Below are 25,570 nucleotides of genomic sequence, written 5' to 3' on the forward strand. Positions count from 1 at the left end.
GTTCGGCAACCGATGCAGACCTATGTCGCCCTTCTCTACAGCATCGTCCTGGGAGAAGGGCGCCGGGTCGTGATGTCCGACCTGAGGGCGATGGCGGAAGGCCTCGGGCTGAAGAATGTCCGTACGCTCGTGGCGACGGGCAATCTTGTCTTCGAGGCGCCGGCGACGGACGTCGCCGGTCTCGAGCAGCGTCTGGAAGCCGCCTTCAAAAAAGCTTTCGGCCGCCATGTCGATATCATCGTGCGCGCTGCCGAAGATTGGCTGAGGCTCGCGGCCGGCAATCCGTTTCCGGCTGAATCCGCCGAGACCGGTGACCAGGTGGCGGTCCGGATAATGCGCAAGCCCGTGCCCGATGATGCGGCGGCGGCGCTCGAGACCTATGCCGCCGCCGATGAGAAGGTGATGTCACGCGGCGGCGACATCTGGGTCGTCTTTTCGCGGGCACGACCGAGTTCACGGCTGCTCGCGGCCGCCAATCACAAACGCCTGGGCGTCGGTACGTCGCGCAACTGGAACACGGTGCGCCGATTGGCCGAGATGGTAGGAGTAGGCAGTAGGCAGTAGGCAGTAGGGGGAAGCCGTCTGCTTTCCCTACCTTTCCTGCCTACTGCCCCATTTCAGGCCTTCGCCGTCTTGGCGCCGGCACCCACGGCCGCGGTGCGCAGCACGTAGTAGATGATGCCGGCAATCCCGACGCCGAAGAACCAGCCATAGACGCCCCACCAGGATGGCAGCCAGTTGGTGAAGTTCGGCAGGATCGAGGAGAAGACGGCGCCAATGCCGGCAGCGATGAAGGCATTGACATGCCAGCCGCCCTGGAAGCGGAACTCGCCGTCCTCGCGATAAAGCGCTTCGACGTCGACCTCGCCCTTCCGGATCAGGTAGTAGTCGACCATCATGACGCCGAAGATCGGCCCCATCGTCGCACCGATGATGTTGACGAAGGACGCAGCGCTGCCTTCCCAAGGCGCGAAGGGATAGAGCACGAGCGCGATCAGTGCCGCGATGTAGCCGCCCTTCTTGAAGTCGATCTGGCGCGGGAAGACGTTAGAGAAGTCGAAGGCCGGCGAGACGAAGTTGGCCACGACATTGATGCCGAGCGTCGCCACCGCGAAGGTCAAGGCGGCGAGCGCGGCCAGGAACCAGCTGCCGAATTTCGCCGATATCTGGTCGGGGTGCAGCAGCACCTCGTGATAGACGTCGTAAGCGGCAATGGTGGTGACGCCAGCGACCAGCGAGAACAGGATGAGATTGATCGGCAGGCCCCAGATATTGCCCTTGCGCAGCGATGCCTTGTCCGGTGCATAGCGGGCGAAATCGCAGAAGTTGAGATAGAGGGCCGAAAAATAGGTCACCCAGATCGCGGCGACGGCGAACAGCGACGTCCACGATCCCGGCGTACCTGGCACGCCCGCATCCTTGGTCTTTTCGAGCAGCACCTCCATCGGAATGTCACTGGTGAAGGCGAAGGTCCCGGCTTTGACACAGAGATAGACGGCCAGGATCAGCATCATCACCCACACGGCTGGCCCGGCCCAATCCTGGAAGCGGCGCACCGTCTCCATGCCGTTCTGGATAATCAGCAGCTGCAGCGCCCAGATGACCACGAAGCAGATCACTTCCAGCCCGGAGTGGCCGAGGAAATGGGTGTTGGCGTTGAAATCGGCGAACCATTGCGAGCGGATCAGCAGCGCGACAATGGCGCCGGAAGCGGCCGCCGTCTGTGCGCCGTACCAGAAGCAGGCGACGATGGCGCGCACCAGCGCCGGTATGTTGGCGCCCCATATGCCGAACGAGGCGCGGGCGAGCACTGGGTAAGGCACGCCGGTCTTCACGCCGGCATAGCCGACCATGTTCATCAGCGCGTAGATGACGAGCGAGCCGATGCCGATGGCGATGATGAAGTTGACGAAACCGCCGCAGAACAGGAAAAGGCTGGCGGCGAGATAGTAACCCCAGAGGCTGTGCACGTCCGACGTCCAGACGTTGAAGATCGAGAATGGTCCCCAGTTTCGTATCTTGGCCGGTGCGAGATCTTCGTTATATAGATCCGGCGATGCGCCTTGTATCGTCATTGCAATTGTCCCCTTCTTGCAGCACGCGCCCTCACGCGTTGACCGTCAAGGTTACGCCTGACGCGAGGGAAGGGGCAATCGGCTGATTTGCCGGCTTTGGCCTTAAAGATATTCAATGGGGATCGCCATTGTCGCGCGGCATGATGCTTGCCCTCTGATCGGCGAGTCGGGTTCGTGGCGCTTTCAAGCGCCGGCGCGACGACATCGGAGCCGCGACGGGCAAACCTGCCCTTTTTTTGCCAAGCGTACGTTTTTTATGGAACCAAGTGGATGATGGCGCGTTTGATGGGGTTCGGTCGAACACGTCGCGACCGAGCGGGAGGATATGATGGACTATTTGCATTTTTTTTCGCCCGTGCGGATTTCACGCGGGCAGGGACACCCTATCGAGGAAATCGACAGTGTTGCCGAGGCCATGATGTTTTTGCGTAAATGGCCGACCGGGCGACGTGGCCCTGTCTATCAATGCGCGCTGAACTGCTGCGCGGCCGCCCTGTCGGGGCAGATGTCGGCTGAAGAAGCCAGGAAGGCGTTCACCGGCTTCGCCCGGATCACGCGGCTTCTGGATGACGACATGGCCTTGTCGGTGGGCAGCGAGCCAGCTGGGCGCGTGTACGCGCTGCGGCGGTAACGTTCTGAACCGGCTGTAGTCGAAAATCGGCGCCGACCCCCGGCGCCGATCGACTGTTTGTCCGTTTGCCATGGCGTCGGCGAACGCCTAATGCGGCGCGGCCCAGGATGGCCACCACCTGCTTGTGGTCGGCAACTTCGGAAAGCAGCCAATCCTGGAAAGGCGGTCCCCCGTCTTGTTCGCCGCAGTTGAAAGACTATCGACCAGGTCGCAAAACGGCGTGCCGCTCTCCTGCGGTGTAGCAAGGGGGTGCAAGCTTCCGATTTCTTGGAGCGATTTCGCCCAGCACTCGAAAAAAACGAGAAGACAGCACTTCAGGCCATAGGATTTGGCAGGCGCAGAAGGACCGCCTTCAGACTTACTGCTCGAGCGAGGGGCTTGCCTACTTCGCATATGTCGCCGATATGAGGATTGGTGGCCATACCGCCCGCATCAACCAACCAATTGACGCAAAAAATGTCGAGATACCAAGAGCATAAGGTGGCAATCGCCCCGATGATGGATTGGACGGACCGCCATTGCCGGTTCTTCCATCGCCAGCTGACTCGCCGTGCGTTGCTCTACACCGAGATGGTGGTGGCGGACGCGGTCATCCAGGGCGCGCGCGAGCGCCTGCTTGGTTTTGATGAGGCGGAACATCCGGTCGCGCTGCAGCTCGGCGGCTCCGATCCGGGGAAGCTGGCCGAGGCGGCGCGCATCGGCCAGGCTTTCGGCTATGAGGAAATCAACCTCAATGTCGGCTGCCCGTCGGACCGCGTCCAGTCCGGTACGTTCGGCGCCTGCCTGATGAAGGTGCCTGACCTCGTCGCCGACTGTGTCGCGGCGATGAAGGCGGCCGTGACCATTCCCGTAACCGTCAAATGCCGCATCGGCGTCGACGAGCAGGATCCCGAGCCGGCGCTGGATGCGCTTGCAGACGGCGTTTTCGCGGCCGGCGCCGACGCCCTTTGGGTGCATGCACGCAAGGCATGGCTGGAGGGGCTGAGCCCCAAGGAAAACCGCGACATCCCGCCGCTCGACTACGGTCGCGTCTATCGGCTGAAGACGAGAAAAACGAGCGAATTCATCGGCATCAATGGCGGTATTCAATCGCTTGAAGAGGCGCAGACGCATCTCCAGCACCTCGACGGCGCCATGCTCGGCCGCGCCGCCTACCATACTCCAGGCATTCTGACCGGCGTCGATTCCATGTTTTATGGAGAGCGGACCGTTCCCTTCGATTTCGCCGCGCTGATCGACGTCATGGCCGGCTACGCCGCACGCCATGTCGAACAGGGCGGGCGGCTCGGTCATGTCACCCGCCACATGGTCGGGCTATTCCATGGATTGCCCGGTGCGCGCCGCTACCGCCAGATCCTCTCCACGGATGCAACGCGCCCCGGCGCTGGGCCGCAGGTGCTGAAGACGGCGTTCGCTGCGGTCGACCTCAGCGGGGCGGTCGACAAGGCCGCCTGAACCGCTTTCGCCGAACGTCAATCCCGGAGGGTCATCCGGTCGCCGCGCACGTCGAAGCCGGACAGCGAACTGATGAAGTTCATGCCGAGCAGGCTCTGGCCAAGCATACCGGGTGCCGCGACCATCACCGGCATATTCTTTCGCACGATGCCGCCGATGGCCAGTTCGTTGGTTTTCACAGCCGCGGCGCGCGCCGTGCCGTTGGCGGTCGAGACCGGTATGGTGAAATCGAGAGCGGCGGGATTGATCCCGGCTGCCTGGGCGTCCTGCGACGTCAACACGGTGCTGGTCGCTCCTGTGTCGACCACCGTGCGCACTGGCGCGCCGTTGATCAGGATGCGCGCCTCGAAATGGCCATTGTCGGCCTTGTCGAGCGTCACGGTGGCATGGCCGTCCTCGATGCCCAGCGCCAGCGGGCTGCCGGGAACAAGGCCAGCGGTTACCCGGTTGGCGAAATCCTGCAATTCGTAGCGATATTGATAGCCGGCGATCAGCGCGAGCGCGATCGCCGCCCACGCGCCGAGATTGCGCGCCATGGCGCTGAGCGGGCGGCCCGACCTTAGAAGGCCGGCGCCGATGAGCGCGCCGAAGGCGCCCAGCCAGATCAACCGGCCGAAATCATCGTTCTCGACGCCGAGCGTATTGCCGGCGGAATCGTTGAACATCAGCAGCACCGCGCCGACGCCGATGACGAGCATCAGGATCCAGAACAGGCGGTTCATGTCGGCAATCCGTTCACGAGAGCGCGTCGCGTTCCCGTGCCATACGGGTGCGGCGGGTTTCGCGGCGCGGCCGGCGCTCGACCGTCTCCAGCCTTGCAGGCAGTTGGGCCATGACGTTACGGCGCGCCTGCGCCGTCATGTCGATCCAGGCGCCGATCTCGTCCCGGGTGCGGCCGCACCCGAAACAGAAACCGGTCTTCATATCGATCGAACAGACCAGAATGCATGGGGATTCGATGGCCGTCATGAATGTTTCCTTGGCTGACTTCCACATGGTGCAACGGCATGGCCTTTGCAAGCCCTCGGGAATGCGTCGCTCGCGGCCGCTTTTACATCAGGCGCGGGAGGTTGTGCCGGCGCACGAGGGCGGCTATGCCGCTGCCATCTGCAAGGACGATTTCCACGACATGACCAGAGCACAGCCCTTCGACGATTTCCGTAACCTGCTGGCCAACCTGCCGGCGGCCGACACGACAGCCGAGGCCCGTGTGCGAACGCTGTTCGCCAAGGCGGACAAGCCAAGGAACTCGCTTGGTCGCATCGAGGATATCGCTGCCTGGCTGGCAGCATGGAGCGGCCGTGCGCCGCCGGCAGTGACGCGGCCTCTGGTCGCGGTCTTTGCCGGCAACCATGGTGTTGTCAGGCACGGCGTCTCGCCGAGAGTCGTGGCGGCGACCGCCAACGCCGTCGAACTGTGTGCGGCCGGCGGTGCAGCGATCAACCAGGTCTGCGTCGCCAACGACCTCGGGCTGAAGGTTTTCGATCTCGCCTTGCATATTCCGACAGCCGACATCACGCAGGATGCCGCACTCGACGAGCGGGGTTGCGCCGCGACCATGGCCTTCGGCATGGAGGCGATCGCCGGCGGCGCCGACCTGCTTTGCCTCGGCGATCTGGGCGTCGGCAATTCCACCGTCGCCGCGGCCCTGTTCGCGGCCGTGTTGGGCGGCAAGGGCACCGATTGGGTCGGCCCGGGCTCCGGCGCCGATGCGGCGATGCAGGCGCGCAAGGCGGAGGTGGTCGATGCGGCGCTGGCTTTCCACGCCGGCCATCTCGATGAACCGTTGGAGGTGCTGCGCCGGCTCGGTGGCCGTGAGTTCGCGGCGATAGCCGGCGCCATCCTTGCGGCACGGATGCAGAGAATCCCCGTGCTGCTCGACGGAGTTGCGGCAACGGCCGCGGCGGCGGTGCTGCATGCCGCAAATCCTGCGACACTGGATCATTGCCTGCTCGCCGGCCTGTCGCCGGAGCCCGCGCATGCGCAGGCCGCCGAGCGCCTTGGCCTTCGCCCCTTGCTTGACCTCGGCGTCGGCCACGGCGAGGGAGTAGGCGCGGCACTTGCCGCCGGCCTAATCAAGGCAGCGGCACTGACCAGTTCGGGCATGGCCGCGGCCGTTCGCGGCTAGGCCGAGCATTCGTCGCTCATTCCACGCATGAGGCGCGTCAACGCCGACGCGCCGCGACCGCCGCGGTCGGCAGGGCCGGGAGTTCCTCCATTACCCGGCTCAGCGGGAAGATGGCAATCGCCTCTGTGCCTTCGCGCAGCTTGGAATGAAGTTGGAATTCGCCGCCATGCATGGCGAGCAGGCCCTGCACGATCGGCAGACCAAGTCCGGTGCCCTGTTCGGCGCTCTTGATGGCGATCGAACCCTGGCCGAAGGCCGAAAGCACTACCGGGATCTCGTCTTCCGGTATGCCGGGGCCGTTGTCCCTGACCGAGATGTATTGTCCGCCGCCGGCCGTCCAGCCGACGCGCACGCGGATTTCGCCGCCGGTAGCGGTGAACTTGATCGCGTTGGACAAGAGGTTGAGGGTGATCTGGCGCACCGCGCGCTCGTCGGCGAACAGGCGCGGCAAGGCATGTTCGAAATCCTGAATGACGCGGATATCCTTGTTGCGCGCCTTCAACTCCATCATGTGGCAGCAATCCTCGACAATGCCGAGCAGCATCACCGGCTCTTCATTGAGCTGGTACCGGCCGGCCTCGATGCGCGACAGGTCGAGGATCTCGTTGATGAGGTCGAGAAGATGCTGGCCGGATTCGTGCACGTCATGGGCATAGTCGCGATAAGTGGGATTGCTCATCGGCCCCAGCACTTCGTTCGACATCACTTCGGAAAAACCGAGAATTGCGTTGAGCGGCGTGCGCAATTCATGGCTCATCGAGGCAAGAAAGCGCGATTTGGCCAGATTGGCATCTTCCGCGCGCCGCCGCGCCTCGTCCGACATCGATTTCGCGGTCTCGACTTCGGCGATCAGTGCGTCCTTTTCGGAGCGGAACGACAAAAGCATCAGGGAGGAGCGGTTGAGGTTCCGCGCGATATAGGCAAAGAAAGGCAGCGAAAGAACGAGCAGTACGGCCATGATCGCCCCGACCGGCATCCACAGCCTTATTTCGGCGTAGGCGTAAAGCGTCACCGGAACAGCGAAAGTCGCCAGCAACGCCCCGCGCAGGGATGAGGCCATGATAGCGGTTCCGGCCATGGCAAGCAGCAGCACCACGGCCTTGACCACCTGAAACTGGTCGACCGCGCAGGCACCGCAGCCGAGCCAGACGAACCAGCCCCAGCCGAGGCCGCACAGGAAATGTGCGAACAGGAATTCTCTCTGGGTTTGCAACGGGTTAAGATCGGACGCTTCCACGCGTTCGACGCGGCGCGCCATGAAAGCCAACATCGTGTAGCAGGTCAGGGTGAACAGCGCCCAGAGAATGATCTCATTGCCGATGCCGGCCAGCCGGCCAAGCGCGGCGATCGCCAGGACGAGCAGCGGAATGGCAATGGCCCCGCTGGTCATCGCGCGCGCATGGAGTCTCAGCAGTTCGCGATCGAAATCCGGATTGCCGGCCTGTTGCGAAAGACGGTCGCGCGTCTTGCGCACCGCGCGCGCGACATCGCTGTTGCGATGGCGTTTCCTGCGGTCCACAATGAATTTGTCCGCTGTGTTCGAGCGTTGCAAAGGCATGAAGACTTCAATTATGCGGGCGGCATTTCAAGGTGTTAAGCTACGTTCGAATGATTAACCAACCGTTTGCCATATGAGCCGTTCCTGGTCGCAAGGACCGCGCCGGCGGTACGCTGCGCCGCGCCCGCGAACCCCATGGCGCAAATTGCTGGACTATGGGCTGACGGTCATCGTTCTGGGGCTGCTGATCGTGCTTGCGGCGCGCCTCGATCGCGTGGAGACGCGAAAGACACAGGGCGTCGCCATCATCAATGATGGCGACTCGATCACGCTCGGGGCCGAACGCATCCGCATGCGCGGCATCGACGCGCCGGAATACACCCAGACCTGCCGCAAGAACGGCGCCGATTATTCCTGTGGCACGCTTGCGCGCCAATCTCTGGTGCGCCTGATCGCCGGCAGGCCCGTCATCTGCAGCGGCTGGCAGCGCGATCGTTACGGCCGGCTGCTCGGCGATTGCAAGGCGGGCGATACCGATCTCAACCGCGCACAGGTCGAGGCAGGCTGGGCGGTCGCTTTCGGCGATTACGAGAGCGAGGAAGCCATCGCGCGCGCGGCAAGGGCCGGCATCTGGGCAGGTACATTCGACCAGCCGCAAGATTGGCGCGACAGCCACCATGGCGAGTCCGTCGAGAGAAAACATGGCACGCTCGCCTCCATCGCCGATGCCGTGCGAGAGATTTTCCGCTTCTGGTAAGCCGGCGGAAGCTGAACCCTGCCGTCACCGGCAAGAACTGGAGGATCGAATGAAGCTCTTCGACGGCGGCCGGGCGCCCAACCCAAGGCGGGTTCGCGTTTTTCTGGCCGAGAAGGGAATCGCGGTTCCGCTGGTGTCCGTCGACATGGGCGCGCTGGAACACAGGCAACAGGCGGTCAGCTCGCGCAATCCACTGCGGCGACTGCCGGTGCTGGAGCTTGACGACGGCACCGTCATCACCGAGTCCGTCGCCATCTGCCGCTATTTCGAGGAACTCAATCCCGAGCCCGCACTGTTCGGTCGCGGGGCGCTCGGCAAGGCGCAGGTCGAGATGTGGCAAAGGCGGATGGAATTCAACCTGCTGACCTGCGTCGCGCAAGCTTTCCGCCACACCCATCCGGCCATGAAGGAATGGGAGATCCCGCAGATTCCCGAGTGGGGCGAGGCCAACAAGCCGAAGGCAATCGAATTCCTGCGACTTCTCGACGGCGAGCTGGGAACCCGCGAATTCGCCGCCGGCGACGCCTATTCGATCGCCGATATCACCGGGATGATCGCCATCGATTTTATGAAACCGGCGCGCATCAAGGTGCCGGACGAGTGCAGCAATGTGTTGCGCTGGTATCGGATGGTTTCGAGCCGGCCGAGTGCCGCGGCCTGAGGATGACTGCGGAACTCGAAAGCTTCGCCGCGACGGTTCGCGCCTGCCGCATCTGCGTCGACAATCCGATCGGCCGGCCACTGCCGCACGAACCGCGCCCGGTGCTGCGACCCTCGTCGAATGCCCGCATCCTGATTGCCAGCCAGGCGCCGGGAACCAAGGTGCATCTGTCGGGCATGCCGTTCACCGATGCTTCGGGCGACCGGCTGCGAGACTGGCTCGGCGTCACCAGCGAGGAGTTCTACGACACCGAGAAGTTCGCTATCGTGCCGATGGGCTTCTGTTTCCCCGGCCAGGACGCCAAGGGCAGCGACTTGCCGCCAAGGCGTGAATGCGCGCCGGCCTGGCGCGCGCCGTTGATGGGGCTCATGCCGCAGATCGACTTGGTGCTGACGATCGGCATCTACGCGCAGTCCTGGCACATGGGTGCCGCGCGGCGCCCGTCCCTGACGGAAACGGTGAGGGACTGGCGCTCCATCTGGGAGAAATCCGCTGGCCAGAAGGTGCTGCCGCTGCCGCATCCGTCCTGGCGCAACACCGGCTGGCTGAAGCGGAATCCCTGGTTTGAAATGGATTTGCTGCCTTTCCTCAGGTCGGAAATCCGCTATCGCCTCGGTTAGACATTCAGCAAGAAACCACCGGCTTTTCCGCCAATCAGCAGAATTTTTTTCTTGTGGAAGCCTATAATAACGCCGATTATGGCCAATCCATTCCTTCAGGAGCTTTCAATGGACCGCCTTGACCGAAAAATTCTCCGCCTCCTGCAGGAGGACGCGACGCTCGCGGTCGCAGATGTCGCCAAGAAAGTGGGACTGTCGACGACCCCTTGCTGGCGGCGCATCCAGAAGCTCGAGGAAGAGGGCGTCATCAAGCGGCGTGTCGCCATTCTCGATCATGAAAAGGTCAATGTGCGGGTCACCGTCTTCGTCTCGATCCGCACCAATTCGCACAGCCATGAATGGCTGCGGCGTTTTTCCGAAGTCATCCAGGAATTCCCCGAGGTGGTCGAGTTCTACCGCATGAGCGGCGATGTCGACTACCTCCTGCGTGTCGTGGTGCCCGACATTGCAGCCTATGATGCCTTCTATAAGCGGCTGATCGCCAAGATCGAGATTCGCGACGTCTCGTCCTCCTTCGCCATGGAGCAGATCAAGTACACGACCGAAATCCCGCTCGATTACATGGTGCTGGACAAGGAATCGGGCGCGAACGCGGCCTGAGCGCGCGTGGCCTTGGTGCATGCAAGGTCACGCAAGCTCGCCTTGCTTAGTTCTTCTTTTTGTTGAGGAAAGTCCAAGGCGAGTTGACCGGTAGGGTTATTGTGTCCGGCACGGTGTCGACGCCGGTCACGTCTGCCTTGCGCACGGTATAGCCCGACTGGATGACCGAGACGCCGTCCAGGATGAAAAGCTGGCTCTTCTCCATGCCTGGTTTCAGCGCGCCGGTTACGGAAACCGGCTGGTAGGCCCGCGATATTTTGTAGGGCTGAGCCGGGGTGACCAGGACGATCTGGTTGGGTGGTGGTGTCGGCATGTGGCTGCAGGCGCCGGTCCACGGCACCAGTAGGAATTGATAGACAAGATCGCCTTCGCGATCGACCGGCAACGCATAGCCGGCTATTTGTATGGTCTTGTCCTGCAGGCCGAGGGATAACGTCTCGCCGCGATCGGGCAATTTTGCCGCGATCATCGGCAGGCCAGCTTCTTCGGCAACCGCCTGGGTCGCCGGGCGCAGATCCTTCCAGAATATGTGTGTGGTCTCGGCCGAAGCGAGGGCGGCTGTAAATGCCGACATTGCGCCTGCGAACGCTGCCATGGCTATGAGACGTTTGGTCATCGGACGTTTTCCTTTGCGTTCGAGTAAAGACACCGCCACCGGCGACGTCAACGCTCGAGCCGCATTACATGCCGGCGAGAACCGGTCATGCCGGCGTCGTGAAAGCCGCGCGCCGCAAACATGTCGCGAAACCCCATGAAACGGTAGCTCGGCGATGCCTCGCCCACCGGATAGGCCTCAATGATATGCGCCCCCTTGGCGAACGCGTGGTCAATGGCCGCATCGAGCAATGCGGAAGCAAAACCGCGGCCGCGCAAAGCCCTTGGCACATAAAAGCAGACGATCGACCATACCCCCGTCTCGCTGTCGTCCTGCCGCTTTGAAAGCCTTCGGTAGGTTTCGCGCGGCGCGACCGAACACCAGGCAACGGTCTTGCCGTCGATCTGGGCGAGGATGCCGACCGGCCTGCCGGCATCGATAAGTGCCATCATCTGGCGCTTTTTCTCATCATTCGGGATGTGCTCGCGGACGGACTGCCGCCACGCCATGCACCAGCAATATTTTGGCGCACCCGGCTGCTCGAACAATATCTCGAAGTCGCCGCGTGTTGCCGGCGTCACCTCCGTGAACCGGATATCGGCAAGATCAGCTTTTTCTGGAGGTGAGCCGTTCCAGCCTTTTGGCATCCGTTAACTCCTTCACGGCGTCCCGGCCGATCCAGCGCGCCGTCTTGTCGGATGATCCGGCCAACTTTTGCGCTAGCGCAAGGGCAGGGGCATGCAGCGCCGCCGAGCGTTTGCCAATCTGCCGCAGCGCCCAGCTGACCGCCTTCCTGACGAAATTGCGCGGATCGCCGGCATGCGCCCCGATCAACGGCAGATAGGCGAGAAACGTCGCGTCCGGCTCCTGCTTCAGATGTACTGCGCTCCACGCCACCATGGCAAAGCCGGCGCGGCGCACGAACTCGCGTTCGTCGGCAGCAAACTCCTCGATCAACTCACGCCGGAACGGCGTTTCAGCAAAGAGATCCGAAACGCTGTCTACGATCTCCCAGGAATCGAAATCGCCGGCCCAGCGGCGGCACTGCTCGGCCGTGATCCTTTTCGGCTCCCCGGTGAACGCCGCCACCAGCCGCGCCTCGCGAACACCGCTGTCCCACAGGGCAAGCGCCCGCTCGTGATTGCGCTTCAGCTTGCGCGCCAGCGGCCGCAAATCCGAATTGCCTACACCAAGCGCCGTCGCGGTGTTGATGCCGAACCGGGCCATGCCGGCGCGGTTTTCCTGCGTGCCTATCGAGCGCAGGTGAGCGACGATGTCGTCCGCGCTCCAGCTCGGGCAGGGCAGGGACATTTGCGTTCTACTTTTCCAGCCTCGCCAGCAGTGAGGATGTGTCCCAGCGCCTGCCGCCCATCGCCTGGACGTCCTTATAGAACTGGTCGACGAGCGCCGTCACGGGCAGTCTGGCCCCGTTGCGGTCGGCTTCATCAAGGCAGATGCCGAGATCCTTGCGCATCCAGTCGACCGCGAAGCCGAAGTCGTATTTGCCTGCATTCATCGTCTTGTGCCGGTTCTCCATCTGCCACGAGCCCGCTGCGCCCTTGGAGATCACATCGATGACCTTCTCGATGTCGAGCCCGGCCTTCCTGCCGAAATGGATGCCTTCGGACAGTCCCTGCACCAGCCCGGCGATGCAGATTTGGTTGATCATCTTGGTGAGCTGGCCGGCGCCTGCCGGTCCCATAAGCCCGATCATCCGGGCATAGGCGTCGATGACGGGCCTGGCTTTGTCGAAGGCTGCCTGATCGCCGCCGACCATGACGGTCAGAATGCCGTTTTCGGCGCCGGCCTGGCCGCCGGAGACCGGCGCATCGAGGAACGAGAAGCCGCGCTCCTGTGCGGCCTCGGCCAACTCGCGCGCGACCTCGGCCGATGCCGTGGTGTTGTCGATGTAGACGGCGCCCTTTTTCACGGCCTGAAAGGCACCGTCCTTTGCCGTCGTCACCGAACGCAGATCGTCGTCATTGCCCACGCACGAGAAAACAAAGTCCTTGCCTTCGGCAGCCTGTGCCGGCGTCAGGGCGAGAGCGCCGCCATGCTGGGCGACCCATTGCTCGGCCTTCGCCCTGGTGCGGTTGTAGACGGTGACGTCGTGGCCGCCCTTGTTCTTCAGATGCGCGGCCATGGGATAGCCCATGACGCCAAGACCGAGAAATGCCACCGATGCCATGGCTTGTTCCTTCCGACGGGAGCAGAGATTGCAGTTGCGGAAGGTCTAGGCCATGCGGCGGATTCGTCAAGCCGCGCGCCGCGCCATCGACTGGCACAGATCAGGTAGGCTTACCGTTTCAGGTGAATGGTGATCCGGCGCTCGATCCATTCGACACCGTGGCGCAGGATCTCGACCATCACCAGATAGACGATTGCCACCCAGACATAGGCCTGGAAGTCGAAGGATTTGGCGTAGGCGAGTTTCGCATTGCCCATCAGGTCGTAGACGGTGATGATGGCGACGATGGCGGAGGCCTTGATCATCAGAACGAGTTCATTGCCGTAGGGTCGCAAGGCCACGATGATCGCCTGGGGCAGAATGACCTTGCGCAGCGTCTGCAGCTTGTGCAGGCCGAGCGAAGCGGCGCCTTCCCACTGGCCCCTTGGAACGCTCTCTATGGCGCCGCGCAGGATTTCGGCCTGATAGGCGGCCGTGTTGAGCGCAAAGGCGAACACGCCGCAGTTGAAGGCGTCGCGGAAGAACCACCATAGCCCGACCGATTCGAGCTGCACGCGGAAAGAACCGACCCCGTAATAGACCAGATAGACCTGAACCAGCAGCGGCGTGCCGCGGAAGAAATAGACGTAGCAATAGGCGGGCCACGACAGCAACCGGTTGTTCGACATGCGGCCATAGGTGACGGGCAGCGACAGGATGGCGCCGGCCACCATCGACACCGCCACCAGCGACAGGGTGGTTCCAAGTCCCTGCAGATAGGCCGGCGCATATCGTGCGAAGAACTCGCCGTTCCACGCGGAGACCAGATAGGCCAGTATACCGAAGCCGAAGAGGATCCAGAGGCCGACGAGTGCGTATCCCACGATACGGGCACGCGGCCAGCCGCGCGCCGGCGGCGGCGGCCGTTCGACGGCAATGGTGTCGGTGACGCTCATCGCGCTTCCCTCTGTCCGAGCGACCGCAAGATGAAGCCGGTGGCGATCGAAGACAGGATTGCCAGGATGAGAAAGACCAGCGCCGCGACGCTGTAGAACAGGAACGAATGTTTGGTGACGCGCGCCGCGACGCCCGCATTGCGCAAGGTCTCGGCGAGGTTGACGACCGAGACCAGGGCTGTGTCCTTGAGCAGGCTGAGCCAGCAATTCTCGAGACCGGGGAAGGCGATGCGCAGCAATTGAGGCAGGATCACCTTGCGCATGGTCAGCCACTTCGACAGACCGATCGCATAGCCGCCCTCATACTGGCCCTTCGGAATGGCGCGAAAGGCCGAAAGGAATACCTCGCTGGCATAGGAAGAGAAGATCAACGAGAGCACGATCATGCCGGCGATGAAGCTGTCGACATCGATCGTCGCCTCGGGCCTGAAGAAGCGGATGATGTATTGCAGCAGGATGGGCATGCCGAAGAAGAACAGGAAGAGCGTCACCAGCTCCGGAAGGCCGCGAAACATGGTGGTGTAAATGTTCGCGGCCAGCCGCAGCGAAGGCTCTTCGGATTGCTTTGCCCAGGCAATGAAAAAGCCGATCGTCAGGCCGATCGGAAGCGTGGCGAGCGCCAGCGCGATGGTGACCACCGCGCCATAGGCGATATCGTCAAGCCAGCCATTGGGTCCCCAACTGAGAAGTGTCCATATGCTTTGGGCTGGCATCGAGTGGTGTTATCTCCAGAGCTCCCAGATCGGGTAAAGCGGCAGGGAGACCCTGCCGCCCTTGGAGGTGATTATCAGGACTCGGCGCCGTAGACGTCGAACTTGAAGTACTTGTCGTTGATTTCCTTGTATTTTCCGTTGGCCCTGATGGCGTCGATGGCGGAATTCAGCTTGTTGACCAGATCGGTCTCGCCCTTGCGCACGGCAATGCCGGCGCCAGGTCCGAAAATCTCGACCGGCTGCGGCGAGGGCTGGCCGAGGATCTTGCAGCAGGCACCGTCAGGCGAATCCAGCCACTGCTGCAGCACCACGATATCATCCTCGATGGCGTCGAGGCGGCCGTTGGCCAGATCCGCCTGTTCCTCGGGGCTGCTCGGATAACCCTTGATCGTGCTGTCGGTGTAAGTCTTCGAGGCATAGTTGAAATGGGTCGTCGTGGTGGCCACGCCGATACTCTTGCCGGCGAGGTCCTCCTTGGTCACGCCCTTCAGCGTCGAATCCTTCGGGACGGCCAGCGCCGAGGGCGTGTTGTAGTATTTGTGAGTGAAGTCTACCTTCTCGGCACGCTCCGGCGTGATCGACATCGATGCCACGATGGCGTCGAACTTGCCCGCCTGCAGCGCCGGGATGATGCCGTCCCAATCCTGGGCAACGAAGGTGCACTTGACCTTCATCTCATCGCAGAGCGCCTGGGCGATGTCGATGTCGAAACCGACGAGCTTGCCATCGGAAGTCAGGTTGTTGAAGGGCGGATAAGCGCCCTCGGTGCCGATCCTCAGGGTCTTTTCCTGGGCCTGGGCTACGCCGAGCGTCAGCAGCGCGGCCGAAGCGGCGAGCGCGATACGCAGTGCAATACGCATAATGATCCTCTCTTTATGGTCCCGGCCGTCGTTCCGAAACGGCTCTGTGGGGGCGGTGCTTTTGACCGCCCGCTGGCCCGATACTCCCACTCTTTCCAAGAAAAAAGCAACTGCAAAACCACGAAAATCGGCAATGTCCTTCTGCCGTTACGTTACTTCTCAAGCAACGAGGCCGGTCGCGCGCTCGACGAAGTCGGCTATCGATTTCACGTCGTCGAGATCGAACACCGGCAGGCTTTTGTCCTCGATGGCGAAGTCGGCCGCAATGGCAACGATCCCGGGGTCACCCGCCGAAAGCGGCGTCCGGTCCTTCGCCTCCAGGCGCCGGGTTTCGATCTTGCGGTGGGCTTCGCGCTTGTAGCCTTCGACCAGCACGATGTCGGACGGCGCAAGCCGCGACAGGATCGCTTCCAGCGCCGGCTCATCCTCGCCGCGCAATTCGTGCATCAGCGCCCAGCGATTGGCGGAGACGATGGCGACTTCCATGGCTCCTGCCTGCCGGTGGCGAAAGCTGTCCGCGCCCGGCTTGTCGATGTCGAAATCATGATGGGCGTGCTTTACGGTCGAAACCGTCCAGCCGCGCCCAACGAGTTCCGCGACCAGTTTCTCAGTCAGGGTCGTCTTGCCGGAGTTCTTCCAGCCGGTGATGCCGAAGAGGCGCTTGTTCATCTCAGATGCTCTGCAGCAACCGCGCCGCCTTGGCAAGATCGTCGGGCATGTTGATGTTGATCGGCCGCCGTGGCCAGCCGCTTTCGAGCCGCAGCAAGGTCTTGTCGCCGCCGCCCCTGCGTCTGGATTGAACGCCGGCCAGCATCAATCCCGCAATATCTCTCACCATCATCGAGCCCGTGCGCCTTCGCGAAAATTCCCCGCGAGCCTCTTATATGCCGTCCGGGGCCATGGCAGGACCAGTGCTTTCCGCGACGATCCTGCGCCGGCCGACGACGCGCTCACGATAAAGCGCGTAAAGGCCGGAGCCCACGATTGTGCTGGCGCCGATGATCATCGTCATGTCGGGGACATCGCCGAAGACCAGCAGGCCGAGCACAATGGACCAGAGCAGCGCCGTATAGCGGAACGGCGCTATGAAGGAAATCTCGCCCGAGCGCATCGCCATGATGATGAATTGATAGCCGATGAGCACCAGCACCGCTGCGAGCGCCAGCAGCGCAGTGGCTTTTCCCGTCATCGGTGTCCAGCCGCCCATCGGCGACAGCAGCAGCGCGCCGACCATGGTCATGGCCAATGCCGTTGCGGTGGAGACGAGCAGCGTGGGGATAGCCTGCGGAATCCGCTTGGTGGCGAGGTCGCGCACTGCGCAGCAGGCGACGCTGGCCAGCGCCACGAGCGAAAACATGCTGAACCCCTCGAAGCCCGGGCGCACCACGACCAGCACGCCGGCAAATCCAACGGCGATCGCCAGCCAGCGGCGCCAGCCGACCGCCTCGCCCAAGACAAGGGCCGCGCCCATTGTCACGGCCAGCGGCAGTGCCTGCAGGACGGCCGAGACGCTGGCGATCGGCAAATGGGCAAGCGCGACCAGGAAGGTCACCGTCGCGCCGGCCTCGGCAAGGACGCGCAGTGCCACCAGCGGCTGCAGCATCGAGCGCGGACGGACCAGCGCGCCGCGCTGCCAGGCAAGCAGGCCGACGAAGAGCGAGGCAAATGCGCCTCTGATCAGCATGACCTGCGCCATGTTCATCGACTGCGACGAATATTTGGTGATCGCGTCATTGAGGGTGAAGCCGGCCATCGCCACCACCATGAACAACGCACCGCGAAGATTGGGAGAAAGGGGCAAGATCTCTACCGGTTCTGCTTTGAAAAAAGCCTGTAGCAGCCGGGACCGAAACAGCAACGACAAAGGGCTGGGCCACGGCCTTGATCGCGGCCCAGAATTTCAACCGCGGATGACCGGCCTTACTTCTTCGGCGTTAGCACCTCGGTGCCGCTGCCGTCTTTGCCGGCGATCGTCCACAGGCCGTGCAGCGAGCCGTCGTCATCCATCTTGTAGACGACAAGGCCGATCTCCTTGCCCAGGACATAGCCGGCCGAGAAGGCGTTGTCGTTGCGCATGCAGATGCCGTCCGAGGACGAGCCGCCGGTTTCCCAATGGATCGTGCAGGTCGTGCCGCTTGTCAGCGTGATGGTTGCTTCGCCGCCATAGGCCGAACCATCGAAATTGGTGCCGGCGACATCGTAAGTGCCGCCGATGGATTGCGCCGCCGCCGGCATGGCGGCGAGGCCGAGCAAGGCAACAGAAAAGATGAATTTGCGCATAATGTTTTCCCCCAACGGAGCGAAAGCCGCTACCGGATGGAAGGCTAGGCGCGAAAACGGCTGGGGTAAATCAGGCGGGCATCCGCCGGCGGAGATTTATTGCGGCATGGCCGCAATAGTCACGGTCCCTCGAGGCTGGCGGCGATGGCGCCGACCAGCGGGTCGTATTTCGGCTTCACGGCCGGCGGATATTCGATCCAGACGGTGCGGATGACGCCGTCCTTGCCGAACAGGCGGCGCTCATAAAAGATGTTCCCGGCCTTCAGCCCCGAAAGCACGGCCCAGTCCTTTCCCGTCCTGCTGTAGGTGACCTTGTAACCCGCCTCCGTGCTGGCTTTCTCGGTCGCGACGAAGTGTCTCGGCGTGTCGTTGTCGATATTCAGGATGCCGGAACAGATCAGGCTGGCGCCGTCGGGCGCGAGCCATTGCTGGCCGTCACCGTTGTCCGGTTCGGGCTGGCGGTCGGTGAAAACATCATCGGGAAAGGTGCAGACCGTGCCGAATCGCTCGTTGGTGTAGGTGAAAGGAGCGGCGGCCGAGGGGATTGCCGCGATCGCCGCAACGAATGCCAATACCGAGCGCGCGCACTTCATTCCATTCCTCCAGCAGCCAGCCGGAAGCGATCCTGCACCAGATCCGTGGGAAAATCAGCCGCCGGTGACGCTCATATGCCGCGACACGGAGGGGCGGCTGGTGCGACGGTCGATGATGAAATCATGCCCTTTCGGCTTGCGCCCGATCGCCTCGTCGATCGCCGCGCCGACCAGATCGTTGCCTTCGGACGCACGCAACGGCTCCCTGAGATCGGCGGCATCCTCCTGGCCCAGGCACATATAGAGCGTGCCGGTGCAGGTCAGCCGGACGCGGTTGCAGCTCTCGCAAAAATTATGGGTCATCGGCGTGATGAAGCCGAGCCGGCCACCGGTTTCCGCGACATGGACATAGCGGGCCGGACCGCCGGTCTTGAACGGGACGTCTGTCAGCGTGAACTGGCGCTCCAGCGAGGCGCGCAGCAGCGACAGCGGCAGGTACTGGTCGGTGCGGTCGGCGTCGATCTCGCCCATCGGCATGGTTTCGATGACGGTCAGGTCCATGCCGCGGCCATGCGCCCAGCGCATCATCTCAGGCAATTCGGCGTCGTTGAAATCCTTCAGCGCCACGGCGTTGAGCTTTATCTTCAGCCCCGCCGCCTGCGCCGCATCGATGCCGGCCATGACCTTGCCGAGATGGCCCCAGCGGGTGATTGCGTGGAACTTGTCGGCATCAAGCGTGTCGAGCGAAACATTGATGCGCTTGACGCCGCAATCGGCGAGCTCGGCAGCAAAACGCGAAAGCTGCGAGCCGTTGGTGGTCAGCGTCAGTTCTTCCAGCGCGCCGCTTTCGAGATGACGCGACAGCTGACGGACCAGGTGCATGATGTTCTTGCGCACCAGCGGCTCGCCGCCGGTGAGACGCAATTTGCGCACGCCTTTTGCGATGAAGACGCTGCACAGCCGGTCGAGTTCCTCGAGCGACAGCAGGTCCTTCTTGGGCAGGAAAGCCATGTCCTCGGCCATGCAATAGGTGCAGCGGAAATCGCAGCGGTCGGTGACCGACACCCGCAGGTAGCTGATCGTGCGGCCGAAAGGATCGATCATGTCCATGCGTGAAGCGTTTCCCGTGGCTGTGAACGACAGCGTTATATATCGCTATGTGATACGATCCGGCTTGTCGTTCAAGATAGCCGCTCTCGATCTTTGGTAACATTCCCCGACCGACACCGGATGTCGGCTGCCTGGTACGGGCTTTTCCAATCCGGCGAAGCGGCGTAGGGAAGGGCGGTTCGAAACGGGAAAACACCATGACGGCGCCGAAGGAACTGCGGGTCTCCAAAGACCGCAAACTGCTCTCCGTGACCTTTCCCGGCCACCAGCCATTCGAGCTGCCGGCCGAGCTGCTGCGCGTCGCCTCGCCGTCGGCCGAGGTGCAGGGCCATTCGCCGGACCAGCGGGTGACCGTTCCGGGCAAGCGCGATGTCACCATCCTCAAAATTGAACCGGTCGGCAACTACGCGGTGCGCATCACCTTCGATGATTTCCATAACACCGGTATCTTCACCTGGAATTACCTGCACACGCTGGGCCACGAGAAGGATGCGCGCTGGAATGCCTATCTTGCCGAGCTGGCACAAAAGGGTCTCAGCCGCGACCGTTAGCCGGCGGGCGTCGTCAAGATGTCATGGAGCGGGAGTAGGGGCGGCGGATCGGGAGACAAGACAATGTCCATCATAACCACCGTCGAACAGCTTGAAGCGTTCTATGGCCTGCCCGGCGAAGCCTCGGTGGTCAAGGAACTCGACCACGTCATTCCCGAATACGCCGCCTTCATCGAGGCCTCGCCCTTCGTCGCGCTGGCGACCAGCGGGCCGGAAGGGCTGGATTGCTCGCCGCGCGGCGATCTCGCCGGCTTCGTGCGCATCGTCGATCCGAAAACCCTGATGATGCCGGACCGGCGCGGCAACAACCGCGCCGATTCGCTGAAAAACATCATTCGCGATCCCCGCGTCGGGCTGCTGTTCCTGGTGCCGGGCTCCGGAACGACGCTGCGCATCAACGGCCGCGCGCGCATCACCACGGATGCCGCGCTTTGCGCGTCGTTCACGGTCGACAGCAGGCCGGCACGCTCGGTGAGCGTCATCGATGTCGATACGGTCTATTTCCAATGCGCCCGCGCCATCGTGCGGTCGGAACTGTGGAACCCGGAAAGGCATGTCGATCCGAAGTCCCTGCCGACGCCAGGAAAGATCCTGGAGATCACCAGCCGCAGGAACATCGACGGCGAAACCTATGACAAGGAATGGCCGGAGCGGGCAAAAAAGACGATGTGGTGATCCGCTGGACCGCAATGGCGGTCAGGCGTCCTTCAACACCTCGTAGATCTTGCGCATCTGCTCGCCGATCATGTCGCACTGCTCCGGCGTCGACTGGCTCATCGCTTTCTCGATCAGCGCCATGTGCACCTTCAGCGCCTGCATCAGCAGCGCCTCGCCGGCTTCGGTGAGGGCCAGCCGCAGGATGCGCTTGTCCTTCTCGTCGCCTTCGCGGCGCAGCAGGCCGCGAGCCTCGAGCTGCGGCAACAGCATGGTGACGTTGGAGCGGCCGACGAGCAGCTTGCGGGCGAGATCGTGCTGCGACATGCCGGGATGGCGGTAGAGATTCATCAAAACATCGAGCTGCGCGGGTTTCAGATCGAGCGGAGCGAGCTTCACGGCAAGCGTGCGCTCCAGCACATGGCAGGCGCGCGCAACCGCGACCCAGTTGCGAAACCGCAGGTTGTCCCAGGGCAGCTCTTGTTTATTGTTCATCTTTGAACTATTATGTTCATGCTTGAACGTATGGATGGATTCCCACTATGGCATCATTCGGACTGAAGGTCATCCGGGGTGTATTCGGGGCCGCCGAACATGTCGCCCCCCGCCTCACCGGGCGCGCCGCATTCGAGCTGTTCTGCCGTACGCCGAACGCCAGGGTGCTGAGCGAGGGCGAACGCCGTGCCGTCGACCGCGCGGCAGATTTCATGGATGAAGCGCGGCATCACCGGCTGAAAGCCGGATCCGGCTGCGTCATGGTGCATGAATTCCGTCCGGAGCCAGGCAGGGCGTCCGCCGGAACGGTTCTCGTCGTTCATGGGTGGCGCTCGCGCACCGAATATATGCGCATGCTGATCGAGGGCTACCGCGCCGCCGGCTACAGGGTCGTCTCGCTCGACCTTCCCGGCCACGGCCAATCGCATGGCCGGCGGTTGAACATGGTCAATGCCGTGGATGCGGTGCGAATCGCGGGCGAATGGTTCGGCCCGTTCGCGGCGGTGGTCGGTCATTCCTTCGGCGGCGCCGTCGCCGCCAATGCAATCGCCGGATCGATCAGGAACATTGCGCCGCTGGCGGCCGGGCGCCTGGTGCTGATCGCCGCGCCCAGTTCATTGCCGGCCATCTTCGCCGACTTCAGCCGCATGCTCAATGTCGGTCCGCGCTCGCAGGCCGCCATGGCGGACCGTGTCGAATATCTTTCCGGCCGGCCGCTGCACGAATTCACCGGCGATCGGCAGCTTGCCCAGGCGCCGGTGCCGACGTTGGTCATCCACGCACCCGACGATCGCGAAGTCTCGGCCGATCATGCCTGGCGTTATGCCGGCGCCGGTGACCATGTGTTGCTCCACTGGGCCGAAGGGCTCGGCCATCGCCGCATCCTGGCGGACAAGGGCGTGGTGGAACGCGCCGTCAGCTTCGTGGCCGCGCAGCGGGAGCCGTCGCTGCTCCATTGAACCGCAATCAGGGCTGTTTCTTCTTCTCGCCGGGTTCCACCGGCAGTCCGGCCGCCTTCCAGGCGGTGTAGCCGCCAAGGATATGCTTGACCCGCGACAGCCCCATGTCCTGCGCGGTCTTGGTGGCGAGCGCCGAACGCCAGCCGCCGGCGCAGAAGAACACGAAGCTCTTTCCCGAAGCGAAGAACGGCTTGTGATAAGGGCTCTCGGGATCGATCCAGAATTCCAGCATGCCACGGGTGACATGTTTCGCGCCGGGAATCCTGCCGTCGCGTTCAATCTCGCGAGGATCTCGCAGGTCGACAAAGATGGTGCCTTCGTCCTCGATCAGGGCTGCCGCTTCCTCGGGCGAAAGCACTTCGATCTCGGCATTCGCCTCGTCCAGCAGTTCGCGATAACCCTTTTTCACCGTTCGATCCTCCCGGCCCGTTTAGACTGGCGCTCCGTCCGTTCGGATTTCGAGCACAACGCCCGGCGTTTGTCATCCCGCGTCGGGACCGGCTATCGTCTTCCAGGCCGCCAATGCCCCCTCCGCGGTCGCCAGCAGGGCCGCATGCGAAGCACCGTCGCGCGCCTGGATCGACATGCCGTGTTGAGCCGTCGCGAAAGAGGTCGCAGCGGCTTCGCAGTCGAAACTCCTCGGCAATTCGCCCACGGCCATGCGCCGAGGTCTGACGACGCCCCTGGGCTTCGACGGCCAGAGCGGATTGTGTCCGCTCCGGCCGTCACGATGTTGTGAAACCGTTCTGCCACAGCCGCCCCAAAATTTATGAAAGCTTAACGAAATCGGTATGAATCGGTATAGTCGCGTCTTACATCCGCCATGCGGTGGGCAAGACGCACGAGCGTGCGGAACGGAGCCGGTTGCGGCTGGAGCGGGTGACCATGAAATTGCCGGGAAACAAAGCTACCGCGTTGCCGCTTGCAGCGCTCGTGGCGACGCTGGCCCTGGGAACGCCGCAAGCAGGCGCGCAGGGGCTTTTCGACATGCTTTTCGGCGGCGGCGTAAGGCACGAGCCGCGAGGTGAGTTTCCTCCTCCGCCACCAAGGCGCAAGCCGAACCCCAACGTATCCGCCGGCGGTGGTGGCGGCGGCAGCGTGAAGATCAGCAGCCCTTCCTACTACACCTACAAAGCCGACAAGCTCGTGCGCGTCGACTTCTCGGCGCTTACGGCAGCGCCGCAGCCGGCGACGCCGCAGGACGCCGCCTTCGTGCCCTCAGCCACCGGCAACGCCTTTCGCGAGGCAATCGCCGGACTGAGCGACTACGAGCTCTATGCGGAGCCGGATATCGCCAAGGCGCTGATCGCCTATTATTCGGCCAATCCGGATTTCATCTGGGTGACCGGAGCCAACGCCAACAGCCGCGCGCAGGACGCGGTGCGGGTGCTTGGCGAGGCGGCGAGCTACGGCCTGGCACCGTCCGACTACACGGTCGACGTGCCGACCGCCGCTGCGCCGACTGGTGACGCCGCTGCACGTTTGAAGGAGTTCGTGCGCTTCGAAATGGCGCTGTCGGCCCGCGTGCTTCGCTATGTCCATGATGCCCAAAGCGGCCGCGTCGAACCCAACCGCATGACCGGCTACTATGATTTCCCCGCCAAGCCGCTCGACATGGAAGGCGTTTTGAAGACGCTGGCGCACACCCAGGAAGTGCGCACCTATCTCGAATCGCGGCATCCGCAGAACCCGGAGTACCAGGCGCTGCGCGTCGAGCTGGAGTCGCTGCAAGCGAGCGCCGAAAACGAGATCGTCGTCGATCCCAACCTGTTGCTGAAGCCGGGCGAAACCAGTCCCGAGCTTCCCAAGCTGCTGAGCCTGATCGCGCGCGATCTCGACGACGAGATGGGCGGCGCCTACGGCGAAGTGCTGTCGCGGCTCGCCACCAGCGACGTCTACCTCCCTGAGCTGGTCCCGGTCATCAAGGCGGTGCAGCAAAAAGCAGGCATGAAGGGCGACGGCGTCATCGGACCGCGCACCGTCGCGTCGCTGGCCGGAACGTCCAAGGCCGACCGGTTGCTCAAGGTACAGGTGGCGCTGGAAGAACTGCGCTGGCTGCCATCCGACCTCGGCAGCCCGCGTGTGTTCATCAACCAGCCAGCCTTCACGGCGAGCTACATCGACAATGGCGAGGAAAAGCTGAAAACCCGTGCGGTCATCGGCAGGACCACCAACCAGACCGCCTTCTTCTACGACCAGATCAAGCAGGTCGACTTCCATCCCTATTGGGGGGTGCCGCAGTCGATCATCGTCAACGAAATGCTGCCGAGATTGCGCGGCGATCCGGGTTATCTCGACCGCGCCGGCTATGAGGTGACCGATTCGCGCGGCAAGCGCATTCCATCCTCGGCGGTCAACTGGGGCGGCTATGGCGCGAACATCCCCTACAGCGTGCGCCAACTCCCGAGCGAGGCCAATGCGCTGGGCGAATTGAAGATCCTGTTCCCCAACAAGCACGCCATCTACATGCACGACACGCCGCAGAAGTCGTTCTTCCAGCGCGATATGCGTGCGCTCAGCCACGGCTGCGTGCGGTTGCAGGACCCGCGCGGCATGGCGGCTGCGGTGCTGGGCACGTCGGTCGACTACATCGCCGAGAAGCTGAAGCACGGGCACGCGACCGAGAATGTGACGCGCACAATCCCGGTCTATGTGGCCTATTTCACCGCATGGCCAGACATGTCCGGCAAGGTCGAATACTTCAACGACGTCTACGACCGGGACACGCGGTTGAAGCAGGCCCTGGACGCCACCGAAGCGGCACGCTCCCCGTCGAGCTGAGAATTCAGCGGGCCGAGAGCGGTCGCCGGAAACCGGCGTCGCGCCCTGCGATCAGCCAGTAGACAAGCCCGGCGACCAGGCCTGCAGCGGCGATGATGCCGATGTCGGCCCAGCGCTCCGAGGCCATGTCCTCGAGCGCGCTCGGCCAGATCAGGGCAAAGCCGCCGACCGCCGCCGCACCGCCGAAGAGCATGTGGAGCCGCAAGCCGCGCAACGAGAAGAATTCGGCGATCAATGCGAAGATCAGGGTCTGCGCCCCGGTCAGCACGATCGTCAGGAAATAGATGAACATGCCGAGCGGCGGCACCACCAGCGCCGCGATCGGCGAGACGCCCATGAGGTCGAAATACCGGGGCGCATTGGGCAGGGAGCTCAGCGCAGCGTAAATCGCGACGATGGCAATCAGTCCGACCAGCACGGCGACGAGATAGCCGGCAAGCACCATCAAGATACGTTTCAACACATGCCTGGCCGTCGCCATGCATACCCCC

General features: G+C 63.1%; 31 protein-coding genes and 2 pseudogenes. 12 read left to right on the forward strand and 21 right to left on the reverse strand.

Translation table 11 applies throughout. The annotated features are described in order from the left end of the window. Positions 1-12: 12 nt before the first annotated feature. On the forward strand, positions 13-564 hold the full coding sequence (locus tag FJ867_RS23045; protein ID WP_140557176.1) for a DUF1697 domain-containing protein: 552 nt from the start codon (positions 13-15) through the stop codon (positions 562-564). 53 nt (positions 565-617) lie between these two features. Here FJ867_RS23045 and FJ867_RS23050 read toward each other — a convergent pair whose 3' ends face one another. Next, positions 618-2,075 (reverse strand): NCS1 family nucleobase:cation symporter-1, encoded by a 1,458-nt coding sequence (locus FJ867_RS23050; RefSeq protein ID WP_140498646.1) that lies wholly within the window; start codon positions 2,073-2,075, stop codon positions 618-620. Between the two features lie 328 nt (positions 2,076-2,403). On the opposite strand from FJ867_RS23050, the gene FJ867_RS23055 reads away from it, so the two are divergent. After that, complete coding sequence (locus FJ867_RS23055) at positions 2,404-2,706, forward strand: DUF982 domain-containing protein (RefSeq protein ID WP_140498645.1); 303 nt, start codon at positions 2,404-2,406, stop codon at positions 2,704-2,706. 456 nt (positions 2,707-3,162) lie between these two features. Beyond that, on the forward strand, positions 3,163-4,161 hold the full coding sequence (dusA, locus tag FJ867_RS23060; protein WP_140498644.1) for a tRNA dihydrouridine(20/20a) synthase DusA: 999 nt from the start codon (positions 3,163-3,165) through the stop codon (positions 4,159-4,161). A 17-nt stretch (positions 4,162-4,178) separates the two neighbouring features. On the opposite strand, the gene FJ867_RS23065 is transcribed toward dusA, so the two are convergent. Both FJ867_RS23065 and FJ867_RS23070 read right to left on the reverse strand, forming a co-directional pair. Then, positions 4,179-4,883 carry a TIGR02281 family clan AA aspartic protease gene (locus FJ867_RS23065; RefSeq protein ID WP_140498643.1) on the reverse strand — a complete coding sequence of 235 codons (705 nt, stop codon included), beginning with the start codon at positions 4,881-4,883 and terminating at the stop codon, positions 4,179-4,181. A 13-nt stretch (positions 4,884-4,896) separates the two neighbouring features. Continuing rightward, positions 4,897-5,130 (reverse strand): DUF1289 domain-containing protein, encoded by a 234-nt coding sequence (locus FJ867_RS23070; RefSeq protein WP_140498642.1) that lies wholly within the window; start codon positions 5,128-5,130, stop codon positions 4,897-4,899. 160 nt (positions 5,131-5,290) lie between these two features. Between FJ867_RS23070 and FJ867_RS23075 the strand changes: the two genes are divergently transcribed. Beyond that, positions 5,291-6,289 (forward strand): nicotinate-nucleotide--dimethylbenzimidazole phosphoribosyltransferase, encoded by a 999-nt coding sequence (locus FJ867_RS23075; protein ID WP_140498984.1) that lies wholly within the window; start codon positions 5,291-5,293, stop codon positions 6,287-6,289. 37 nt (positions 6,290-6,326) lie between these two features. Here FJ867_RS23075 and FJ867_RS23080 read toward each other — a convergent pair whose 3' ends face one another. Beyond that, positions 6,327-7,847: a HAMP domain-containing sensor histidine kinase gene (locus tag FJ867_RS23080; RefSeq protein ID WP_140498641.1), complete on the reverse strand. Its 1,521-nt coding sequence runs from the start codon at positions 7,845-7,847 to the stop codon at positions 6,327-6,329. Positions 7,848-7,920: 73 nt separating this feature from the next. On the opposite strand from FJ867_RS23080, the gene FJ867_RS23085 reads away from it, so the two are divergent. From FJ867_RS23085 to FJ867_RS23100, 4 genes are all read left to right on the forward strand, one after another. Continuing rightward, positions 7,921-8,544, forward strand: a complete 624-nt coding sequence (locus FJ867_RS23085) for a thermonuclease family protein (protein ID WP_140498640.1) — start codon at positions 7,921-7,923, stop codon at positions 8,542-8,544. A gap of 49 nt (positions 8,545-8,593) precedes the next feature. Then, on the forward strand, positions 8,594-9,205 hold the full coding sequence (locus FJ867_RS23090; RefSeq protein WP_140498639.1) for a glutathione S-transferase: 612 nt from the start codon (positions 8,594-8,596) through the stop codon (positions 9,203-9,205). A gap of 2 nt (positions 9,206-9,207) precedes the next feature. Then, positions 9,208-9,825: a uracil-DNA glycosylase family protein gene (locus FJ867_RS23095; protein WP_224518976.1), complete on the forward strand. Its 618-nt coding sequence runs from the start codon at positions 9,208-9,210 to the stop codon at positions 9,823-9,825. 108 nt (positions 9,826-9,933) lie between these two features. Further along, the gene (locus FJ867_RS23100) at positions 9,934-10,425 is read left to right on the forward strand and encodes an Lrp/AsnC family transcriptional regulator (RefSeq protein ID WP_006205209.1); all 492 of its coding nucleotides are present in this window, start codon (positions 9,934-9,936) and stop codon (positions 10,423-10,425) included. Between the two features lie 46 nt (positions 10,426-10,471). Here the strand turns inward: FJ867_RS23100 and FJ867_RS23105 are convergent, their stop codons facing one another. The 13 genes and pseudogenes from FJ867_RS23105 to moaA form a co-directional block, all read right to left on the reverse strand. After that, positions 10,472-11,041 (reverse strand): DUF3299 domain-containing protein, encoded by a 570-nt coding sequence (locus FJ867_RS23105; protein WP_140498637.1) that lies wholly within the window; start codon positions 11,039-11,041, stop codon positions 10,472-10,474. Positions 11,042-11,088: 47 nt separating this feature from the next. After that, complete coding sequence (locus FJ867_RS23110) at positions 11,089-11,667, reverse strand: GNAT family N-acetyltransferase (protein ID WP_140525214.1); 579 nt, start codon at positions 11,665-11,667, stop codon at positions 11,089-11,091. After that, positions 11,627-12,331 (reverse strand): DNA alkylation repair protein, encoded by a 705-nt coding sequence (locus FJ867_RS23115; RefSeq protein ID WP_140648943.1) that lies wholly within the window; start codon positions 12,329-12,331, stop codon positions 11,627-11,629. The genes FJ867_RS23110 and FJ867_RS23115 overlap by 41 nt, the downstream gene beginning before the upstream one ends. A 7-nt stretch (positions 12,332-12,338) precedes the next feature. Then, on the reverse strand, positions 12,339-13,208 hold the full coding sequence (locus tag FJ867_RS23120) for an NAD(P)-dependent oxidoreductase (protein WP_140686411.1): 870 nt from the start codon (positions 13,206-13,208) through the stop codon (positions 12,339-12,341). Positions 13,209-13,318: 110 nt separating this feature from the next. Next, a complete protein-coding gene (locus FJ867_RS23125) occupies positions 13,319-14,143 on the reverse strand; it encodes an ABC transporter permease (protein WP_140584428.1) in 825 nt (274 codons plus the stop codon). Then, complete coding sequence (locus FJ867_RS23130; RefSeq protein WP_140525212.1) at positions 14,140-14,856, reverse strand: ABC transporter permease; 717 nt, start codon at positions 14,854-14,856, stop codon at positions 14,140-14,142. The genes FJ867_RS23125 and FJ867_RS23130 overlap by 4 nt, the downstream gene beginning before the upstream one ends. Positions 14,857-14,930: 74 nt before the next feature. After that, positions 14,931-15,716 carry an ABC transporter substrate-binding protein gene (locus FJ867_RS23135; RefSeq protein ID WP_140498631.1) on the reverse strand — a complete coding sequence of 262 codons (786 nt, stop codon included), beginning with the start codon at positions 15,714-15,716 and terminating at the stop codon, positions 14,931-14,933. Between the two features lie 159 nt (positions 15,717-15,875). Continuing rightward, positions 15,876-16,385: a molybdopterin-guanine dinucleotide biosynthesis protein B gene (mobB, locus tag FJ867_RS23140; protein WP_140525211.1), complete on the reverse strand. Its 510-nt coding sequence runs from the start codon at positions 16,383-16,385 to the stop codon at positions 15,876-15,878. 76 nt (positions 16,386-16,461) lie between these two features. After that, positions 16,462-16,554 (reverse strand): annotated as a pseudogene (locus tag FJ867_RS29390) (molybdenum cofactor guanylyltransferase MobA); the annotation flags it as partial. Positions 16,555-16,596: 42 nt separating this feature from the next. After that, positions 16,597-17,517 (reverse strand): DMT family transporter, encoded by a 921-nt coding sequence (locus tag FJ867_RS23150; RefSeq protein WP_140498629.1) that lies wholly within the window; start codon positions 17,515-17,517, stop codon positions 16,597-16,599. Positions 17,518-17,636: 119 nt separating this feature from the next. After that, entirely contained in the window at positions 17,637-17,996 is a 360-nt protein-coding gene (locus FJ867_RS23155; RefSeq protein WP_140498628.1) for a hypothetical protein, read from the reverse strand. 119 nt (positions 17,997-18,115) lie between these two features. Further along, on the reverse strand, positions 18,116-18,589 hold the full coding sequence (locus tag FJ867_RS23160; protein ID WP_140818708.1) for a hypothetical protein: 474 nt from the start codon (positions 18,587-18,589) through the stop codon (positions 18,116-18,118). A 54-nt stretch (positions 18,590-18,643) separates the two neighbouring features. Beyond that, on the reverse strand, positions 18,644-19,639 hold the full coding sequence (gene moaA / locus FJ867_RS23165) for a GTP 3',8-cyclase MoaA (RefSeq protein WP_140515385.1): 996 nt from the start codon (positions 19,637-19,639) through the stop codon (positions 18,644-18,646). Between the two features lie 197 nt (positions 19,640-19,836). Here moaA and FJ867_RS23170 point away from each other — a divergent pair, with 197 nt between their 5' ends. After that, complete coding sequence (locus FJ867_RS23170; protein ID WP_140818710.1) at positions 19,837-20,190, forward strand: DUF971 domain-containing protein; 354 nt, start codon at positions 19,837-19,839, stop codon at positions 20,188-20,190. A 63-nt stretch (positions 20,191-20,253) separates the two neighbouring features. After that, positions 20,254-20,865, forward strand: coding sequence for a pyridoxamine 5'-phosphate oxidase family protein (locus FJ867_RS23175; RefSeq protein ID WP_140498624.1), 612 nt, complete (start codon positions 20,254-20,256; stop codon positions 20,863-20,865). A gap of 21 nt (positions 20,866-20,886) precedes the next feature. On the opposite strand, the gene FJ867_RS23180 is transcribed toward FJ867_RS23175, so the two are convergent. Further along, complete coding sequence (locus FJ867_RS23180; protein ID WP_140632782.1) at positions 20,887-21,339, reverse strand: MarR family transcriptional regulator; 453 nt, start codon at positions 21,337-21,339, stop codon at positions 20,887-20,889. A gap of 47 nt (positions 21,340-21,386) precedes the next feature. Between FJ867_RS23180 and FJ867_RS23185 the strand changes: the two genes are divergently transcribed. After that, the gene (locus FJ867_RS23185; RefSeq protein ID WP_140498622.1) at positions 21,387-22,298 is read left to right on the forward strand and encodes an alpha/beta fold hydrolase; all 912 of its coding nucleotides are present in this window, start codon (positions 21,387-21,389) and stop codon (positions 22,296-22,298) included. Positions 22,299-22,305: 7 nt separating this feature from the next. Here the strand turns inward: FJ867_RS23185 and FJ867_RS23190 are convergent, their stop codons facing one another. Further along, positions 22,306-22,707 (reverse strand): rhodanese-like domain-containing protein, encoded by a 402-nt coding sequence (locus FJ867_RS23190; protein ID WP_140498621.1) that lies wholly within the window; start codon positions 22,705-22,707, stop codon positions 22,306-22,308. A gap of 72 nt (positions 22,708-22,779) precedes the next feature. After that, positions 22,780-22,959 (reverse strand): annotated as a pseudogene (locus FJ867_RS29145) (TetR/AcrR family transcriptional regulator); the annotation flags it as partial. 224 nt (positions 22,960-23,183) lie between these two features. Here FJ867_RS29145 and FJ867_RS23200 point away from each other — a divergent pair. Further along, positions 23,184-25,079 (forward strand): murein L,D-transpeptidase, encoded by a 1,896-nt coding sequence (locus FJ867_RS23200; protein ID WP_140818712.1) that lies wholly within the window; start codon positions 23,184-23,186, stop codon positions 25,077-25,079. A 4-nt stretch (positions 25,080-25,083) separates the two neighbouring features. Here FJ867_RS23200 and FJ867_RS23205 read toward each other — a convergent pair whose 3' ends face one another. After that, complete coding sequence (locus tag FJ867_RS23205; RefSeq protein ID WP_140674673.1) at positions 25,084-25,560, reverse strand: hypothetical protein; 477 nt, start codon at positions 25,558-25,560, stop codon at positions 25,084-25,086. Positions 25,561-25,570 lie beyond the last annotated feature (10 nt).

Origin of the sequence: Mesorhizobium sp. B2-5-3 (assembly GCF_006441005.1) — a bacterium.
In the GTDB taxonomy this organism is placed as follows: domain Bacteria; phylum Pseudomonadota; class Alphaproteobacteria; order Rhizobiales; family Rhizobiaceae; genus Mesorhizobium.

Coding starts and splice junctions, on each gene's coding strand:
- FJ867_RS23070 (WP_140498642.1), bottom strand. CDS start 5,130: ATGACGGCCATCGAATCCCCATGCATTCTGGTCTGTTCGATCGATATG.
- FJ867_RS23205 (WP_140674673.1), bottom strand. CDS start 25,560: ATGGCGACGGCCAGGCATGTGTTGAAACGTATCTTGATGGTGCTTGCC.
- FJ867_RS23100 (WP_006205209.1), top strand. CDS start 9,934: ATGGACCGCCTTGACCGAAAAATTCTCCGCCTCCTGCAGGAGGACGCG.
- FJ867_RS23050 (WP_140498646.1), bottom strand. CDS start 2,075: ATGACGATACAAGGCGCATCGCCGGATCTATATAACGAAGATCTCGCA.
- FJ867_RS23120 (WP_140686411.1), bottom strand. CDS start 13,208: ATGGCATCGGTGGCATTTCTCGGTCTTGGCGTCATGGGCTATCCCATG.
- FJ867_RS23125 (WP_140584428.1), bottom strand. CDS start 14,143: ATGAGCGTCACCGACACCATTGCCGTCGAACGGCCGCCGCCGCCGGCG.
- FJ867_RS23075 (WP_140498984.1), top strand. CDS start 5,291: ATGACCAGAGCACAGCCCTTCGACGATTTCCGTAACCTGCTGGCCAAC.
- FJ867_RS23115 (WP_140648943.1), bottom strand. CDS start 12,331: ATGTCCCTGCCCTGCCCGAGCTGGAGCGCGGACGACATCGTCGCTCAC.
- FJ867_RS23160 (WP_140818708.1), bottom strand. CDS start 18,589: ATGAAGTGCGCGCGCTCGGTATTGGCATTCGTTGCGGCGATCGCGGCA.
- FJ867_RS23085 (WP_140498640.1), top strand. CDS start 7,921: ATGAGCCGTTCCTGGTCGCAAGGACCGCGCCGGCGGTACGCTGCGCCG.
- FJ867_RS23095 (WP_224518976.1), top strand. CDS start 9,208: ATGACTGCGGAACTCGAAAGCTTCGCCGCGACGGTTCGCGCCTGCCGC.
- FJ867_RS23135 (WP_140498631.1), bottom strand. CDS start 15,716: ATGCGTATTGCACTGCGTATCGCGCTCGCCGCTTCGGCCGCGCTGCTG.
- FJ867_RS23080 (WP_140498641.1), bottom strand. CDS start 7,847: ATGCCTTTGCAACGCTCGAACACAGCGGACAAATTCATTGTGGACCGC.
- FJ867_RS23185 (WP_140498622.1), top strand. CDS start 21,387: ATGGCATCATTCGGACTGAAGGTCATCCGGGGTGTATTCGGGGCCGCC.
- FJ867_RS23180 (WP_140632782.1), bottom strand. CDS start 21,339: ATGAACAATAAACAAGAGCTGCCCTGGGACAACCTGCGGTTTCGCAAC.
- FJ867_RS23155 (WP_140498628.1), bottom strand. CDS start 17,996: ATGCGCAAATTCATCTTTTCTGTTGCCTTGCTCGGCCTCGCCGCCATG.
- FJ867_RS23170 (WP_140818710.1), top strand. CDS start 19,837: ATGACGGCGCCGAAGGAACTGCGGGTCTCCAAAGACCGCAAACTGCTC.
- FJ867_RS23065 (WP_140498643.1), bottom strand. CDS start 4,883: ATGAACCGCCTGTTCTGGATCCTGATGCTCGTCATCGGCGTCGGCGCG.
- dusA (WP_140498644.1), top strand. CDS start 3,163: ATGTCGAGATACCAAGAGCATAAGGTGGCAATCGCCCCGATGATGGAT.
- FJ867_RS23105 (WP_140498637.1), bottom strand. CDS start 11,041: ATGACCAAACGTCTCATAGCCATGGCAGCGTTCGCAGGCGCAATGTCG.
- mobB (WP_140525211.1), bottom strand. CDS start 16,385: ATGAACAAGCGCCTCTTCGGCATCACCGGCTGGAAGAACTCCGGCAAG.
- FJ867_RS23090 (WP_140498639.1), top strand. CDS start 8,594: ATGAAGCTCTTCGACGGCGGCCGGGCGCCCAACCCAAGGCGGGTTCGC.
- FJ867_RS23110 (WP_140525214.1), bottom strand. CDS start 11,667: ATGCCAAAAGGCTGGAACGGCTCACCTCCAGAAAAAGCTGATCTTGCC.
- FJ867_RS23130 (WP_140525212.1), bottom strand. CDS start 14,856: ATGCCAGCCCAAAGCATATGGACACTTCTCAGTTGGGGACCCAATGGC.
- FJ867_RS23055 (WP_140498645.1), top strand. CDS start 2,404: ATGGACTATTTGCATTTTTTTTCGCCCGTGCGGATTTCACGCGGGCAG.
- FJ867_RS23175 (WP_140498624.1), top strand. CDS start 20,254: ATGTCCATCATAACCACCGTCGAACAGCTTGAAGCGTTCTATGGCCTG.
- moaA (WP_140515385.1), bottom strand. CDS start 19,639: ATGGACATGATCGATCCTTTCGGCCGCACGATCAGCTACCTGCGGGTG.
- FJ867_RS23200 (WP_140818712.1), top strand. CDS start 23,184: ATGAAATTGCCGGGAAACAAAGCTACCGCGTTGCCGCTTGCAGCGCTC.
- FJ867_RS23045 (WP_140557176.1), top strand. CDS start 13: ATGCAGACCTATGTCGCCCTTCTCTACAGCATCGTCCTGGGAGAAGGG.